We start from the raw sequence: 16,938 nt of genomic DNA on the forward strand, positions 1-16,938 counted from the left end.
GACGTCGTCATGGGCAGGATCGGACAGGTGATCATGCTGCTGCACGGAGGCGACCGGGAGGAGGCCCGCAACCGGTTCGCCGGGCTGTGGGACGAGATCGGCGAGTCCGGCGACGCGCTGCACCGCTGCACCCTCGCGCACTACATGGCGGATGCCCAGGACGACCCCGAGGACGAGCTGCTCTGGGATCTGCGGGCACTGGCCGCGGCCGAGGGCCTTGACGACGAGCGCGTCGGCCGCCAGGACACCGCGGTCGCCGTCCGGGGCTTCTACTCCTCCCTGCACCTCAACCTCGCGGCCGACTACCTGAAGCTGGAGCGCAGAGAGGCCGCGCGCGTGCATCTGGGGCGTGCGCGGTCCGCGACGGGCGAACTGGCCGACGACGGCTACGGAGACGGCGTACGGGCGGCGATCGAACGGATGGAGTGGCGGCTGGGGGAGGGGTGAGGGATGAGGGATGAGGTGGCAGGGCGAGGGGGCTCGTGCGTCACCGGCCGTACGTCTGGTGGCAGATCCGCGCCTGGGGGCTGTCCGGCGACCAGCCTCCGTAGCCTTCGCCGAGCGCGCAGACATCCGACGTGGTGCCGGACGGGTGGACCGGGTGCTTCTGATACCGCCGCGGAGCCGGCTGCGCCCGGTGGACGCGGCGGGGGTGCGCCGTACGGGGGCGTGCGGGCCGGACCGTGTGGCGGGCCGTCGCCGGACCTGTACCGGTACCGCGCCCGGCTTCGCCGCCCGGGCGCGGTACGGGCGGGGCGCCCCGGTGGCCGGACCCCTTTCCGGGAGGCACGGTCTCCAGGGCCTCGACCGGGGGTCCCTGCGCGATCTGCGGGCCGGTGTGCTGCGCGTGGTGACCGGGCGTACGGGACGGTCCGGGCGAGGGCGCGGGCGCCGGAGGGACGGCCACACAGCCGGAGGCGGCCGAGACGGCTGCACCCAGCAGGGCCAGAGTGATGATCTTCGTTCGGTGCACCCGTCCAACTCTGCCGCCCACAAGGGCCGTTCCGGGTACCGGAAGCGGAGATTGGCCCCACACGGGTGACCCGGCAGATCCGGACGGAAGCCCCTAGGGGCTGTCCGGCGCATCGTGTCGCAGACGCGGGGTTTGGTACGCCCATCTGCGGCGTTGTCGTCGGTTGCCGACTCCCCCAGCCTCCGGCCGGGGGGACCCCCATCGCGTCGACGCCCTCCTCCGCCTTGCAGCTGGACGCACCAAACCCCGCTCACCGGGACCGATCAGGCACCGGTTCATTCCTGCGACCTGATCCGCCGGGCAGCCCCTAATCGCCGGTGACGCCGTCGATCCGCTCGCGCAGCAGATCCGCGTGACCGTTGTGACGGGCGTACTCCTCGATCATATGGGTGTAGATCCACCGCAGATTGAACTGCTCGCCCCGCCGGCTGAGCCCCTTGGACAGGTCGTCCAGCGAGTGGCGGGCCGCCACCTCGCGGGCATACGCGATCTCCCGCTGCCAGGTGCTGTACGCCTCGTCCCAGGTGTCCGCATCGGTGAGATGGAACTCCCCGTCCGGGTCTTCCTCGCTGTAGTAGAGCGGCGGGGTGTCCTCGCCCTCCAGCACCTCGCGGAACCAGCCCCGTTCCACCTCGACCATATGCCGTACGAGCCCGAGCAGGGACAGCTCCGAAGGCGGCACCGAAGCCTCACGCAGCTGCTTGTCGTCGAGCCCGGCGCACTTGTGAGCCAGGGTGGCGCGGTGGTAGTCCAGCCATCCTTCGAGCATGGTGCGTTCGTCGGCCCTGAGCGGCGGTTCCTGGCGTTCCTGAGTCGTCATGCGGAGCATCATCACCCACGGGTCGGCGGCCCCGCCATGCTTTATCGGTGCCGGGCATTCCGGTGCTGCGCTCCTTCGCGGACATCGCCGGTCGGCAGCCGCCGCGGCGCACGTATGCTGCCCAGACACACGGCACCGGGAACGGCACCGGGACACGACAGGCCGGTCAAGAGCGTCGGTCAACGGGGTCGGCCGCCAGGCCGGTCGGCAGAGCGGCACATCGGCAGACGGACAGATCGAAAGACGGATAGGGAGACCCCTGTGAAGGTCGGCTGTATCGGGCTCGGGGACATCGCGCAGAAGGCATATCTGCCGGTACTGACGGCCCTGCCCGGGATCGAACTGCATCTTCAGACCCGGACCCCGGCGACCCTCACCCGTACCGCCGAGACCTTCCACATCCCGGCTGACCGGTGCCACACCGACCTGGACTCCCTGCTCGCGCAGGGGCTTGACGCCGCGTTCGTCCACGCGCCGACCGGTGTGCACCCCGAGATCGCGAGCCGGCTGCTCCGGGCGGGCGTGCCGACCTATGTCGACAAGCCGCTCTCGTACGAACTCGCCGAGTCCGAGCGGCTGGTGGCCCTCGCCGAGGACCGCGGTGTGAGCCTCGCCGTCGGCTTCAACCGGCGGCTGGCACCGGGCTACGCCCAGTGCGCCGACCACCCCCGCGACCTGATCCTGATGCAGAAGAACCGGACTGACCTCGCGGAGGACCCGCGCACCCTGGTGCTCGACGACTTCATCCACGTCGTCGACACCCTGCGCTTCCTGGCGCCGGGCCCGGTCGAGCACGTCGACGTGCGGGCCCGGATCCGTGCGGGGCTGATGCACCACGTGGTGCTCCACCTCTCCGGTGACGGCTTCTCCGCGATCGGCTCGATGAACCGGGTGAGCGGCTCCACCGAGGAGATCCTCGAAGTCTCGGGCCACGGCACCAAGCGACAGGTCGTCAATCTCGCGGAGACCATCGACCACAAGGGGCAGCCGACGGTCCGCCGCCGCGGCGACTGGACACCGGTGGCCCGCCAGCGTGGCATCGAGCAGTGCGTGACGGCCTTCCTCGACGCCGTGGCGGCGGGCAAGCTGCTCAGCGCCAGGGACGCCCTGCTGACCCATGAACTCTGCGAGCGTGTGGTCCTGCGGGCTCAGGCGCAGGCCGTCTGACCGAGCGCAGCCCCTCGACGGCGCACAGCACGGCGAGCACGGCCAGCGCGCCGTGGACCGGCCAGTCGCCGAACCTGACATAGAGCGTCGTGCCGTGGGCCAGCGGGATGTCGTACACCTGCGCGGTGCTGCGGCCGGTCCCCAGCCAGGGGCCGACCCGGTCGCCGCCGGGGCCGTACACCGCGCTCACCCCGGTGAGCGTGGCGTGCACCATCGGGCGGCCGCTCTCGGCCGCCCGCAGCGCGGCCAGCGACGCGTGCTGCTCGGGCGCCCAGCTGTGCTGGAACGACGAGGTCGACGACTGGGCCACCAGGAGCTGCGAGCCGTCCCTCGTCAGCTGCCTGCTCATGTCGGGGAACGCCGTCTCGAAGCAGATCAGCGGCCCCACCCGGAGCCCGCCGGGCAGCTTCATGACGACCTGGTGTGTGCCGTGCCTGCGGTCCTCGCCCGCCGCCCGCCCCACCGAGGTGGCCCAGCCGAGCACCGAACGCGCCGGAATGTACTCGCCGAACGGCACCAGCCGCATCTTGTCGTAGCGGTCGCCGGTCAGCCCGGACGGACCGACGAGTACGGAACTCTTGTAGATGCCCGGCGCGTCGGACCGTCTGGCGTCCACATTGACCAGGATGTCCGCGCCGGTCTCCCGGGACAGCCGGGCGATACGCGCCGTCAGATCCGGGCGGGCGGCCAGGTCATGACCGACGCTGCTCTCGCCCCACACCACCAGGTCGATGTGGCGGCCGGTCAGCTGCCTGGTCAGGGCCTCACTCCGGGCGAACCGGTCTTTGATTTCCCGGGTGACTCCCGGCTGGACGACCGCGATCCGGGTCCCGCCCGACGTCTCGGGGCGCGGTGCCCACACCCAGACGGCCCCGGTGAGGACGGCGCAGGCCAGCACCCCGGCCACCGCCGTCGTACGGGCCGACTCGACCACCAGCAGTGCCACGGCTCCGGTGTTGACCGCCACCACGAGAAGGCTCACCAGCCAGACCCCGCCCACCGAGGCGAGCCGCAGAGCCGGGGCCACCTGCCACTGGCTGGAGCCGAGCAGCCCCCACGGACCGCCGAGCCCCTGCCAGGACCTCACCAGCTCGACCATCAGCCATCCGGAGGGCAGCACGACCAGAGCGGCTGCCACCCGCGCGGCGCTCGCCGCCCCGCCCAGCATCCAGCGGACCAGCCATCCCCAGGGCGCCCAGAGCAGCCCGAGCAGCGCGGCCAGCACCACGATGAAGACATTCAGGCTGGGAATCAGCCAGTGGTGCACGGCGATCATGAACCCGGTGCCGCCGAGCCAGCCGTCCAGGGCGGCCCGCCGCCCGGTGGGCGCAGCCCGTACCAGCAGCATCCAGGGCACCAGGGCCACATAGGCGAACCACCAGAGGGACGGCGCCGGGAAGGCGAGCATCGGCAACCCCCCGGCCAGCAGCGCCGCGGCGCCGCGCCACCAGGGCGAGCGACCGGCTCTGCGCAGTCGCTCCAGCGGAATCTGCATCCAGCGCCTCCTCGCTCCCGCCCGGTGAGCAGCCTCGTGCGGACAGTCTCCGCCGAGTTGTCGCTTCCCGCGGTTTGTCGCTTCCCACAGTGTGGGGGAGCAGGACGGCTACCGACAGTGCGCCCGCACACGCACGGCGTGTCAGATTCCGCCCGGCGCACCGGGTGTGCGCCGCCACTTCTCCTGTACGACGACGCCGAGCAGCCGCCAGCCGCTCTCCGTGCGCACCAGGCTGAAGGCGTAGCGGCCGCCGGAGACGAAGTCCGGCGCGGTCGGTCCTGCGGCGCCTGGGGAATCCCCACCGGCACCCGCATCACCGCCCTCGTCGGACGACCGGGACTTCAGCCGCATCGGGTTGAGGTAGTCGGCCTGGAGCTCCGCCCGGTCCCCCGGGTAGCCGCCCAGATCCTGGAGCCGCAGCCGCCGGTTGACGATCAGGTGCTGGCGTACCGGAAAGAGCCGCATCGTCTCCGCGAGCCAGTCGGCGACCTCCGCCGCGGGCCCCTCCACTCCGCCCGCCGCGCGGTAGTCGGCCCGGCCGTCCGGTGCGAACAGGGCCCGGTAGTCGGCCCATTCACCGTCGTCCACGGCCACCGCGTAACCGGTGATCAGTTCGTCGATGTCCAGCCGGTCCATCACGGTAGCGAGTTCCACGCGCTGAGTCATCGGCTCAGTCTCCGGCACCCGGTGCCCCGGGCCAAGGGGTTTGCAGGGCTGCCTCGGCCCCACCGCACGGGACCGCGCCTGGCAGCACCACCCGACAGCCTGCTCGACATACCGCGCCGGACCGGGGAAGAGTGACGCGGATGACTGTACGTATCGAACGCAACGGCCCCGTCACCACCGTGGTGCTCGCACGGCCCGGGGCGCGCAACGCCGTCGACGGCCCCACCGCTCGCGCGCTGGCCGATGCCTTCCGCGCCTTCGACGCCGACCCCGACGCGGCGGTGGCCGTGCTCTGGGGCGAAGGAGGCACCTTCTGCGCGGGGGCCGATCTGAAGGCCGTCGGCACCCCGCGCGGCAACACCGTCACCGCCACCGCCGGCGAAGGGGACGGCCCGATGGGGCCGACCCGGATGCGTCTCGGGAAGCCGGTGATCGCCGCCGTCTCCGGTCATGCGGTGGCCGGTGGACTGGAACTCGCGCTCTGGTGCGATCTGCGGGTGGCCGACGAGGACGCCGTGTTCGGGGTGTTCTGCCGCCGCTGGGGTGTGCCGCTGATCGACGGCGGGACCGTACGGCTGCCACGCCTCATCGGTGAGAGCCGGGCGATGGACCTGGTCCTGACCGGCCGACCGGTCGGCGCGGCCGAGGCGCACGCGATCGGACTGGCCAACCGGGTGGTCCCTGCCGGTACCGCACGGGCGGCCGCGGAGGAACTCGCCGCGTCCATCGCCGCGTTCCCGCAGACCTGCCTGCGCGAGGACCGCCTCGCGCTGCTGGAGCAGAGCGGCCTGTCCGAGGCCGACGCACTGGAGGGCGAACTGCGGCACGGCCGGATCTCGCTCGCGCAGATGCGGCGCGGGGTGGACGAGTTCGCCGCGGGCGCCGGGAGGCACGGCTCGTTCGGCCCGCCGTCTCCCGGTGCGTGACGATCCGGGTGACGTGCCCGCACATCGCCCGGGCGACCGGCAGTTGACGTGCCCGCACACCCCCGCACACCCCGCCCACCCCCGCACACCCCGCTCACCCCGCACCCCCCGCCGCTGACCCGTCCCGCACGTCACCCGCTGGCAGTTAGCCGCCATGGCGCCTATCCGCCAGCCCATTCACCCCACGGCCACCGCGAGCGCCCCGAGACTCTTCGCAGTGCCCGGGACCACCACCCCCGTCAGCCCGGGCCCCCGGAGAGAGGGGCACCATGACCAGAGCACCTGCGTGGCGAAGAGCCAGATGGATCTCCGCCGGACTCGCGCTCGCACTGCTCCCGGCAGGCCAGGCGCTCGCGGTGGCAGGAGCGGGCAAGACCCCCGCGCCGTCCCGCACCGCGCCGCCGTCCGCCACCGCCCATGCGACACACACCGTCACGCTGATCACCGGTGACCGGGTGACCGTCACCGACCTCGGTGGCGGCCGCAGCACGGTCTCCGTCGAGCGCCCGAAGGGCGCGACCGGAGCCGTCCGCAGCCAGACGTCCAACGGCCGGGTCACCGTGCTGCCCGACGAGGCGCTGCCCTACCTCCGCTCGGGCGTCCTCGACAAGCGGCTCTTCGACGTCACCGGCCTCATCGAGCAGGGCATCGGCACGGCCAAGACCGGCGGGCTGCCGCTGATCGTCACGTACGGCAAGGGCGTCCGCAGCGCCGCACCGACTGGTGCCACGACCGTCCGGGCCCTGCCGAGCGTCGGCGGCGCCGCGGTGCGGGCCGCCACATCCGGCACCTTCTGGAAGTCGCTCACCGACTCCCGTACCCGGCAGGCCGGTTCGTTCGCCGACGGGATCGGGAAGGTCTGGCTCGACGGCAAGGTCAAGGCCGACATGGCCGAGAGTAACGCGCAGATAGGCACCCCGGCCGCCTGGCAGGCCGGACTCACCGGCAAGGGCGTCAAGGTCGCCGTCCTGGACACCGGTGTCGACGCCGACCACCCCGACCTCAAGGGCCGGATCAGCGCGTCCAAGTCCTTCATCGCCGGGGAGGAGACCACCGACCGCAACGGCCACGGCACCCACACCACGTCGACCGTGGGCGGCAGCGGAGCCGCGTCCGACGGCAAGGAGAAGGGCGTCGCCCCGGACGCCGACCTGGCCGTCGGCAAGGTGCTTTCCGACGAGGGCTCCGGCACCGACTCCGAGATCATCGCGGGTATGGAGTGGGCCGCCAAGGACATCCACGCCAAGATCATCAGCATGAGCCTGGGCTCCCAGGAGGCCAGCGACGGCACCGACCCCATGGCGGCGGCGGTCAACACCCTCTCCAAGGACACCGGCGCCCTGTTCGTGGTCGCCGCGGGCAACTCCGGCGCCCCCGGCTCCATCGGCTCGCCCGGCGCAGCCGACTCGGCGCTCACCATCGGCGCGGTGGACTCCGCCGACCAGCCCGCGTACTTCACCAGCCAGGGCCCGCGCCTCGGCGACAACGCGCTCAAGCCCGACCTGTCCGCGCCCGGCGTGGACATCCTCGCCGCCCGCTCGCAGTACGCCGAGGGCACCGGCCCGTACCAGACCATGAGCGGGACGTCGATGGCCACCCCGCACGTGGCCGGCGTCGCGGCGCTGCTCGCCCAGAAGCACCCCGACTGGACCGGGCAGCAGCTCAAGGACGCGCTGATGTCGACGTCGAAGACGCTGCCCGACCCGGTGTACACGCTGGGCGCCGGCCGGGTCGACGTCCCCGCGGCCACCACCGCGAGCGTCACCGCCACCGGCAGCGCCGACCTCGGCTTCTACTCCTGGCCGTACGGGGACGACAAGCCGGTCACCCGCACGCTGACCTACGCCAACTCCTCCGACACGCCGGTGACTCTGGCGCTCGCCGCCGACGGAGCAGCCGACGGCGTCGTCAAGCTCGCCGACACGAGCCTGACCGTGCCCGCGCACTCCACCGCACAGACCACCGTCACCGGGGACGGCGCCAACGCGCCCGTCGGCAACACCTCGGGGCAGATCACTGCGAGCACCGGCGGCAAGATCGTCGCGCACACCGCCTTCGGCCTGGTCAAGGAGGAGGAGCGGTACTCCCTCACCGTCCATGTGAAGGACCGGGACGGCGCGCCGACCGCCGCGAACCTCGCCGTACAGGAACTGGCCGAGGGGACCGACCCGGAGAACGCGACCGTCGGTGAATCCGGCACCCTCACCCTGCGGCTGAAGCCCGGCACCTACTCGGTGGCGTCCTTCCTCGACGTACAGGGCGCCAAGGGCAAGGACTCGCTCGGCCTCGGCTTCCTCACCGACCCGCAGATCGTCGTCGACCGTAACCGTGAGATCACCCTCGACGGACGCCAGTTGCACCAGATCACGGCACAGGTGCCCCGGCGCACCGAGACCCGGCAGCTGCTGATGGAGTTCGACCGCAAGGCGAACGGCGCCGACTTCGGCGGAGCCGTACAGGTGCCGCTCACGTACGACAGCATCTTCGCCGCGCCCACCAGGAAGGTCACCGACGGCACCTTCGAGTACCGCACCGTCTGGCGCCTCGCCAAGCCCCTGCTCGAAGCGGTCGCGGACGGCAAGCGGATCGGTGACACCGTCGTACAGGCCGGCTCCACCGTCCTCGAAGGCAGTCACCGGGTCGGCGTCGCCGACCTCGGGACCGGCACCGCTGCCGAGTACCAGGGCAAGAACGTACGTGGCAAGGCCGTTCTGGTCCGCGCCACGCCCGATGTCACCCCGCAGCAGCTCACCGCCGCCGCACAGCAGGCCGGAGCGGTCTCGCTCTTCGTCACCGACGACACGCCGGGGCGCCTGGCCGCCTGGTTCGGCGCGGACGACGGCTCGGACACGCCTCTCCAGGTGGCGTCCGTGAACGCGGCCGACGGCGCCCTGCTGGCCGCCACCGCACGCCGCCACGGCACGGTGGAACTCACCGGCACCCGCTACACGCCGTATGTCTACGACCTCTCCGACGGCCACCCCGGGGCGGTCCCGAAGGACCTGACGTACAAGCCGGGCAAGAAGGATCTCGCCACCCTGGACACCGAGTTCTACGCCGCCAAGCCCGTCGACGGCGGTGAGTTCCGCTACTCGCTCACCGGTACCTTCCCGGTCGGCTTCGGTTTCCTGGAGCGCACGCACTACCCGGCCGAGCGCACCGACTACGTCAGCACCGGCGCGGGCCAGACCTGGGAGCAGTCCGTCACCGCGGGCCCGACCTCGCTGGAGGAGCGCAGCGGTCTGGTCGCCTACAAGGGCGGCAGCCACACCGGACTCGACTGGTTCAAGCCCGTGCTGCACCCGTGGCTCGGCACCGGACTCGGCTGGGGTCAGCAGCGCACCGGCAACGACCTCCAGTTCAACACCCCGGGCTGGGGCGATTCCGGCCCCGACCACACCGGATTCGGCGACGTCTGGAACGACGACTCCATGACCCAGACCACCGATGTGTACGCGAACGGGGTCCAGGTCGACCACAGGACCGGCTCGGGCGCCTACGCCTGGGGCGCCGACCCGGCCGAGACCACGTACAAGGTGGTCACCGACACCACGCGGTCCCCGGCCACCTGGGTACTGTCCACCAAGGGCCACTCGGAGTGGACCTTCAAGTCGGCCGAGACCCCGGCGGACCACGCCACCTATCTGCCGCTGCTCAACCTGGGCTTCGGCCTCGACACCGACTCCGCCGGTGACGTCCGCGCCGGGCGCACCCTGCCCGTCTCCATCAGCGCCGAGTACGTCAAGGGCGCCCCGGACACCGGGACGATCAAGTCGGGGGCGCTGGAGGTCTCCTACGACGACGGCAAGACCTGGACCTCCGTCGGGCTCAGCACCGCTCACGGCGAATCCGCCGTCTGGAAGGGCTCGCTGCGGGTGCCCAAGGACGCCGGGTACATCTCGCTGCGCGCCTCCGCCAGCGACGACCGGGGCGGCTCGGTGAAGCAGGAGATCATCCGCGCGGTGGGGGTGAAGTAGCGGAAACAGTGCGTCTCCGGACCTCTGAGGCCTTTCGGCTGGATCGGTCCGGATCAGGAGCCCGGTACGGCGCAGGCCGTACCGGGCTCCGCACGGACCAGAGAGTCCAAGGTCACAGTGGTTCTCCCAACTGCGCACCTGGCCCCCTCGCCTAGCATCTGAGCATGACGGTCCTGCCCGACAACGGGTTCCCCCTGGCCGCCGGATTCCCGCATGCGACCCATGAGCAGTGGCAGCGCCTTGTGGAAGGTGTGCTGCGCAAATCGGGTAAGGATGTCCCGGGTACGGCGGCGGAAGAAGCGCTCTGCACCGCACTGGATGACGGTCTGGTGGTCCAGCCGCTCTACACCGCGCCGGACGGCGGCGGGGGTGAGCAGTCCGGGGCCACCGCACCGGCCGGGCTCCCGGGGTTCGCCCCGTTCACCCGCGGCGGCACCCCGGCCGGCCGTGTGGCCGGTGGCTGGGACGTACGCCAGCGGCACAGCCGGCCCGATGCCTCGCGCACCAACGCGGCCGTGCTCGCGGACCTGGAGAACGGCGTCTCCTCCGTATGGCTCACCGTGGGCGATGGGGGAGTTCCCGTGGCCGGTATCGGCGCGGCTCTCGAAGGCGTCCATCTCGACCTGGCGCCGGTCGTCCTCGAAGCGGGCGCCGAATTCGACGGCGCCGCAAGGGAATTGCTCCGGCTCTTCGACGAGCGGGGCGTCGCCCCCGAAGCGGCGCTCGGCTCCCTCGGCGCGGACCCGCTCGGCCATGCGGCCCGCACCGGTGCGCACGACGCCGTGGCCGGGCACACCGCGCAGGCCGTCGCGCTGGCCGAGCTGTGCCACCAGCGGTATCCGCAGGTGCGGGCGCTCGTCGTGGACGCACTGCCGTACCACTCGGCGGGCGGCTCGGCGGCCCAGGAGCTGGGCTGCTCGCTCGCCACTGCGGTGGCGTACCTCCGCGGGCTCACCGCGGCCGGACTCGACGTCGCAGCGGCCTGCGGACAGCTGGAATTCCGCTACGCGGCCACCGCCGACCAGTTCCTGACGATCGCGAAGCTGCGCGCCGCCCGCCGTCTCTGGGCCCGGGTGGCCGAGGCGAGCGGCGCCCCGGCGGCCGGGGCGCAGCACCAGCACGCGGTGACATCCCCGGTGATGATGGCGCGGCGCGACCCGTGGGTGAACATGCTGCGGACGACGGTCGCCTGTCTGGCGGCCGGTACGGGCGGCGCGGACGCAGTGACCGTGCTGCCCTTCGACCACACGCTGGGCCTGCCGGACGACTTCGCCCGCCGCATTGCCCGCAACACGTCGACGATCCTGGTCGAGGAGTCCCATCTGGCCCGGGTCATCGACCCCGCGGGCGGCTCCTGGTACGTGGAGCGGCTCACCGACGAACTGGCGCAGGCGGCCTGGGAGTGGTTCCAGGAGATCGAACGCGCCGGGGGCCAGGAGCAGGCCCTGCGGTCCGGGCTGATCGCCGGACGGCTGGCGGCCACCTGGGAGCGGCGCAGCGAGAAGCTGGCCGGACGGAGCGAACCGGTCACCGGCGTCAGTGAGTTCCCGCAGCTGGTCGAGCGCGCCGTCGTCAGGGACCCCGCGCCCGCCGCTCCCGGCGGCGGCCTTCCGGTGGTCCACCGCGACGACGCCTTCGAAGCGCTGCGGGCCCGTTCGGACGCCCATCTGGCCGCGACCGGCGCCCGCCCACGGGTGTTCCTGGCCACACTCGGCCCCGCGGCCGCGCACACCGCGCGGGCCGGCTTCGCCGCCAACCTCTTCCAGGCGGGCGGCATCGAACCGGTCAACGGCCCGGTGCCGGGCGCCCCCGACACGGCCGCCGCGGCGTTCGCCGACGCGGGCACCACCCTGGCCTGCATCTGTTCCAGCGACACCGTCTACGCCGAACAGGCAGCGGACACCGCTGCCGCGCTGAAGGGCGCCGGGGCGCGGCAGGTGTTCCTCGCCGGCCGCCCCGGAGACCGGCGCGACGCGTATCTGGCCTCCGGGGTTGACGAGTTCGTCTTCGCCGGAGGAGACGTGGTGGCCGTGCTGACCTCCGTCCTCGACCGTATGGGAGTGGCGTAATGCAGATCCCGGACTTCACCGAGATCGAACTGGGGCCTGGCGGTGCCTCCGCCACGCCCACCGACGAGCAGTGGCGGGCGGCCGTGAAGGAGTCCACCGGCCACAGCGTCGACGAGCTGGTCTGGCAGACCCCCGAGGGCATCCCCGTCAAACCCCTCTACACCGGCCAGGACACCGAGGGGCTCGACTTCCTCGGCACCTACCCGGGCATCGCGCCGTACCTCCGCGGCCCCTACCCGACGATGTACGTCAATCAGCCCTGGACGATCCGTCAGTACGCCGGATTCTCCACCGCCGAGGAGTCGAACGCCTTCTACCGCCGCAACTTGGCGGCGGGTCAGAAGGGCCTCTCGGTCGCCTTCGACCTGCCGACGCACCGCGGGTACGACAGCGACCACCCGCGTGTCACCGGCGACGTCGGCATGGCGGGCGTCGCGATCGACTCGATCTACGACATGCGGCAGCTCTTCGACGGCATCCCGCTGGACAAGATGTCGGTGTCCATGACGATGAACGGAGCGGTACTGCCCGTACTGGCGCTGTACATCGTCGCCGCCGAGGAGCAGGGCGTACCGCCGGAGAAGCTGGCCGGGACCATCCAGAACGACATCCTCAAGGAGTTCATGGTCCGCAACACCTACATCTACCCGCCGAAGCCCTCCATGCGGATCATCTCCGACATCTTCTCCTACACCTCACAGAAGATGCCGCGCTACAACTCGATCTCCATCTCCGGCTACCACATCCAGGAAGCGGGCGCGACAGCCGATCTGGAGCTCGCCTACACGCTGGCCGACGGCGTGGAGTACCTGCGGGCCGGTATCGCCGCCGGGATGGACGTCGACGCCTTCGCACCGAGGCTCTCCTTCTTCTGGGCGATCGGCATGAACTTCTTCATGGAGATCGCGAAGCTGCGCGCGGCCCGGCTGCTCTGGGCCAGGCTGGTCAAGGAGTTCGACCCGAAGAACGCCAAGTCCCTGTCGCTGCGCACCCATTCGCAGACCTCCGGCTGGTCGCTCACCGCACAGGACGTCTTCAACAACGTGACCCGCACCTGTGTCGAGGCGATGGCCGCCACCCAGGGTCACACCCAGTCGCTGCACACCAACGCACTCGACGAGGCGCTGGCCCTGCCGACCGACTTCTCCGCACGGATCGCCCGCAACACCCAGCTGCTGCTGCAGCAGGAGTCGGGCACCTGCCGGGTCATCGACCCGTGGGGCGGCAGCGCGTACGTCGAGAAGCTCACGCACGACCTGGCGCAACGCGCCTGGCAGCACATCGAGGAGGTCGAGGCGGCCGGCGGCATGGCGCAGGCCATCGACGCGGGCATCCCCAAACTCCGGGTGGAGGAGGCGGCAGCCCGCACCCAGGCGCGTATCGACTCCGGGCGTCAGCCCGTCGTCGGTGTCAACAAGTACCGGGTGGAGACCGACGAGGAGATCGACGTACTCAAGGTCGACAACTCCTCGGTGCGCACCCAGCAGGTCGCCAAGCTGAAGCGGCTGCGCGAGGAGCGCGACGAAGCGGCCTGCCAGGACGCCCTGCGGGCGCTGACCGATGCCGCAGGCCGCGACCCCGGGCCCGGACTTGACGGCAATCTGCTGGCGCTCGCGGTCGACGCGGCGCGGGCGATGGCCACCGTCGGTGAGATCTCCGACGCCCTGGAGAAGGTCTACGGGCGGCACGCGGGACAGATCCGTACGATCTCCGGTGTGTACCGGACCGAGGCAGGGGAGTCGCCCTCCGTGGAGCGGACGCGCCGGCTTGTGGACTCCTTCGAGGAGGCCGAGGGGCGCCGTCCGCGCATCCTCGTCGCCAAAATGGGCCAGGACGGCCACGACCGCGGCCAGAAGGTGATCGCCACCGCCTTCGCCGACCTGGGCTTCGACGTGGACGTCGGCCCGCTCTTCCAGACGCCGGGCGAGGTGGCACGGCAGGCGGTCGAGGCGGACGTGCACATCGTCGGGGTCTCCTCGCTCGCCGCGGGACACCTCACGCTCGTCCCCGCGCTGCGGGAGGAGCTGGCAGCGGAGGGCCGGGAGGACATCATGATCGTCGTCGGCGGGGTCATCCCGCCCGCGGACATCCCGGCCCTGCACGAGGCCGGCGCCGCCGCGGTCTTCCCGCCGGGCACCGTGATCCCGGACGCGGCGTACGACCTGGTGGTCCGGCTCGCCTCCGCACTCGGGCACGAGCTCTGACATGGCGCCGCACATCGATCCGGACCGTTATGCCCAGGGCGTCATCGACGGGTCACGGGCCACTGTCGCGCGGGCCATCACGCTGGTGGAATCCTCCCGGGCGGACCACCGGGCCCTCGCCCAGCAGTTGCTGACCGCGCTGCTCCCGCACGCCGGGAAAGCACGCCGGATCGGGATCAGCGGGGTGCCCGGCGTCGGGAAGTCCACCTTCATCGACGCCTTCGGCACCCTGCTCACCGGTCTGGGCCACCGGGTGGCGGTGCTCGCCGTCGACCCCTCGTCCAGCAGGACCGGCGGCTCCATCCTGGGCGACAAGACCCGGATGGAGCGGCTGGCCGTGGATCCGGCGGCCTTCGTCAGGCCCTCACCGACCGCCGGCACCCTCGGCGGAGTGGCCCGCGCCACCCGGGAGGCCATGGTGGTGGTGGAGGCGGCCGGCTACGACGTCGTCCTGGTGGAGACCGTCGGGGTCGGCCAGTCCGAGACCGCCGTGTCGGACATGGTGGACTCCTTCCTGCTGCTCACCCTGGCCCGCACCGGCGACCAGCTGCAGGGCATCAAGAAGGGTGTGCTGGAACTGGCCGACGTCATCGCCGTCAACAAGGCGGACGGCCCGCACGAACGCGACGCGCGCTCGGCCGCCCGCGAACTCGCGGGCGCGCTGCGGCTGATGCACCCGGCCGACGCCGCGTGGACCCCGCCGGTGCTCAGCTGCAGCGCCCGGGAGTCCCTCGGTCTCGACACCGTGTGGGAGCGGCTCGAACAGCACCGCAAGGTCCTGGACGCGTCCGGCCGGCTGGCCGCCAAACGGCGTGACCAGCAGGTCGACTGGGCCTGGACGATGGTGCGCGACGGGCTGCTCAAGGAACTGCACGACCACCCGGACGTCAAGCGGCTCGCCCCGCTGCTCGAACAGGAGCTGCGCGGCGGCACCTTGACGCCGACGCTCGCCGCCGAGCGGATCCTCGGCGCGTTCCGGGGGGCGTCACCGGGCTGAGACGGCTGACATGCTGTTGCTCAGCACCTATTGCTCAGCACCTGTTGCTCAGCACCTGTTGCTCACCGCCTGTTGCTCACCACCTGCTGCTCACCACCTGCGGTTCACCAGGTGGTGAGCAGCAGGTGGTTGACGAGCAGGGCGAGGAGCGCCTGCAGCGTCAGCCAGCGGCGCCGGTCCGCGGCCGGGAGCAGGGCCGCCGCGGGCAGCATCCAGAGCGCGAAGGGAATCCAGATGCGCTCCGTCTCCGCCTTGCTCATGCCCGACAGATCAGCGAAGAGCAGTGCGAGCAGGACGGCCAGGGCGAGCATCCCGAGCCGGTCGGCGGCGCCGTCCCGCCCCCCGCGCCAGCGGCGGACCGCACCCGGGAGCGAGGCCCCCGCGCGCCGCAGTCCGGCCACCGAGGCCAGTCCGGTGATGACCACGGTGCAGGCGAGGTTGCCCCAGACCCAGTAACTCTGCGGCCGGTCCCCTCCTACGCCCTGGTAGTAGCGCTGCACCAACAGGCCGTACGCCTCCCACCAGTTGAAGCCCGCAAGCGTGAACGCGAGGGCGACGAGCGCCACTCCGGCCAGCGCGGGCGCCAGCGGGCGGGCGTTGCGGGCGAGGAGGAGGACCACGACGGCCGGCACCGCGAAGAGGGTCAGCCCGTACGAGATGTAGAGGGTCCAGCCGAAGAGCAGTCCCGCCGCCAGCGCGACGAGTGCGGGGGCGCGGACCGTACGGGTGGCCGCCAGGGCGAGCAGGGCGACCGCCCAGGCGGCGACCGCCGCGAAGTAGCCGTCCGCCGACGTCCCGATCCAGACCGCGGCCGGTGCCAGCACAAGGAAGGGCGCCGCCCGGCGCGCGGTCCGCTCGGAGGCCAGCGCGCGCAGCGCCACCAGCACGGCGACCGCCGCCGATGCGCCGACCGTGATGCACCAGACGCCGGCCCAGCCACCGCCGCCCAGCCCGATCCGGTCCAGCCAGACGAAGGTCAGCGTGGCACCCGGCGGATGCCCCGCCACATGCGCGGGCCAGTTGTGCGGGTGCCCGATCAGGATGTGCTGGTTGAAGGTGCGCAGCGTCGGACCGATGTGCGCGAACCGGTCGATGACACTGAGGTACTCGTTCCTGTTCACGAGCCGGTTCGCGACGCCCCGCTGCCAGCCGTCCACCAGGGCCAGCGACCAGATCCAGGCCAGCGACGTGCCGTACGCCACCAGGGTCAGCGTCCGCCAGGACAGCCGGGCGGCGAGCACAGGACCGTGGACGATCACCCCGGCCGCGACGGCGAGCGCCGCGGGAGTGCCGGGACCCACATGCGGGAGCCAGTCGGCCAGCAGCGGCGGCCACGCCACGTGCAGGGTGCCGTCGGCGTTCTGGATGACGGTGCCGACGACGGCGGCCACGGCAACGAGCAGCGCTCCGGCGATCGCGGCGATGACGTCGGGACGCCGTCCCCGGCGCGCCGGGGACACGGGCTCGGTGGACTTCTCAGCGAGGGGGGCGGGGGCTGTCACAGGCCCACGCTAGGCCGCGGGGCTGCGGGAAACACCGAGGCGAAGCCGTCCGTCACCGAACCGTCAGATCTCCTCGCGGGGGCCGCCCGACGTCAGAGTTTCGTCATCGGTTCCGGGCCCCGCAAGGCCGGTGCACCGGCTT

General features: G+C 72.0%; 12 protein-coding genes. 7 read left to right on the forward strand and 5 right to left on the reverse strand.

Translation table 11 applies throughout. The features are described 5' to 3' along the window. The first annotated feature begins 9 nt into the window (after positions 1-9). Positions 10-447 (forward strand): hypothetical protein, encoded by a 438-nt coding sequence (locus tag OG385_RS29520; RefSeq protein WP_266861254.1) that lies wholly within the window; start codon positions 10-12, stop codon positions 445-447. Between the two features lie 40 nt (positions 448-487). Here the strand turns inward: OG385_RS29520 and OG385_RS29525 are convergent, their stop codons facing one another. Together OG385_RS29525 and OG385_RS29530 are read right to left on the reverse strand one after the other, a co-directional pair. Then, positions 488-973 carry a hypothetical protein gene (locus tag OG385_RS29525; protein ID WP_266859265.1) on the reverse strand — a complete coding sequence of 162 codons (486 nt, stop codon included), beginning with the start codon at positions 971-973 and terminating at the stop codon, positions 488-490. Between the two features lie 307 nt (positions 974-1,280). Further along, on the reverse strand, positions 1,281-1,793 hold the full coding sequence (locus OG385_RS29530; protein ID WP_266859266.1) for a DinB family protein: 513 nt from the start codon (positions 1,791-1,793) through the stop codon (positions 1,281-1,283). A gap of 261 nt (positions 1,794-2,054) precedes the next feature. Here OG385_RS29530 and OG385_RS29535 point away from each other — a divergent pair, with 261 nt between their 5' ends. Continuing rightward, the gene (locus OG385_RS29535) at positions 2,055-2,960 is read left to right on the forward strand and encodes a Gfo/Idh/MocA family protein (protein ID WP_266859268.1); all 906 of its coding nucleotides are present in this window, start codon (positions 2,055-2,057) and stop codon (positions 2,958-2,960) included. Here the strand turns inward: OG385_RS29535 and lnt are convergent. Together lnt and OG385_RS29545 are read right to left on the reverse strand one after the other, a co-directional pair. Continuing rightward, complete coding sequence (gene lnt, locus OG385_RS29540) at positions 2,884-4,455, reverse strand: apolipoprotein N-acyltransferase (protein ID WP_266859270.1); 1,572 nt, start codon at positions 4,453-4,455, stop codon at positions 2,884-2,886. The genes OG385_RS29535 and lnt overlap by 77 nt on opposite strands. Before the next feature lie 141 nt (positions 4,456-4,596). Continuing rightward, the gene (locus OG385_RS29545; RefSeq protein WP_266859272.1) at positions 4,597-5,121 is read right to left on the reverse strand and encodes a nuclear transport factor 2 family protein; all 525 of its coding nucleotides are present in this window, start codon (positions 5,119-5,121) and stop codon (positions 4,597-4,599) included. A gap of 140 nt (positions 5,122-5,261) precedes the next feature. Here OG385_RS29545 and OG385_RS29550 point away from each other — a divergent pair, with 140 nt between their 5' ends. The 5 genes from OG385_RS29550 to meaB all read left to right on the forward strand — a co-directional run bounded on the left by OG385_RS29550 (position 5,262) and on the right by meaB (position 15,294). After that, a complete protein-coding gene (locus OG385_RS29550) occupies positions 5,262-6,047 on the forward strand; it encodes a crotonase/enoyl-CoA hydratase family protein (RefSeq protein WP_266859273.1) in 786 nt (261 codons plus the stop codon). Between the two features lie 269 nt (positions 6,048-6,316). Continuing rightward, positions 6,317-10,024, forward strand: a complete 3,708-nt coding sequence (locus tag OG385_RS29555; protein ID WP_266859275.1) for a S8 family serine peptidase — start codon at positions 6,317-6,319, stop codon at positions 10,022-10,024. Positions 10,025-10,188: 164 nt separating this feature from the next. Next, complete coding sequence (locus OG385_RS29560; RefSeq protein ID WP_266859277.1) at positions 10,189-12,093, forward strand: methylmalonyl-CoA mutase family protein; 1,905 nt, start codon at positions 10,189-10,191, stop codon at positions 12,091-12,093. Continuing rightward, positions 12,093-14,297, forward strand: a complete 2,205-nt coding sequence (gene scpA / locus OG385_RS29565; RefSeq protein ID WP_266859279.1) for a methylmalonyl-CoA mutase — start codon at positions 12,093-12,095, stop codon at positions 14,295-14,297. Before OG385_RS29560 ends, scpA begins: the two co-directional genes overlap by 1 nt. Before the next feature lies 1 nt (position 14,298). Next, positions 14,299-15,294 (forward strand): methylmalonyl Co-A mutase-associated GTPase MeaB, encoded by a 996-nt coding sequence (gene meaB / locus OG385_RS29570; RefSeq protein ID WP_266859281.1) that lies wholly within the window; start codon positions 14,299-14,301, stop codon positions 15,292-15,294. Between the two features lie 104 nt (positions 15,295-15,398). Here the strand turns inward: meaB and OG385_RS29575 are convergent, their stop codons facing one another. After that, positions 15,399-16,796 carry a hypothetical protein gene (locus OG385_RS29575; protein ID WP_266859282.1) on the reverse strand — a complete coding sequence of 466 codons (1,398 nt, stop codon included), beginning with the start codon at positions 16,794-16,796 and terminating at the stop codon, positions 15,399-15,401. Between the last annotated feature and the right edge of the window lie 142 nt (positions 16,797-16,938).

This window comes from Streptomyces sp. NBC_01306, assembly GCF_026340465.1.
GTDB lineage: Bacteria > Actinomycetota > Actinomycetes > Streptomycetales > Streptomycetaceae > Streptomyces.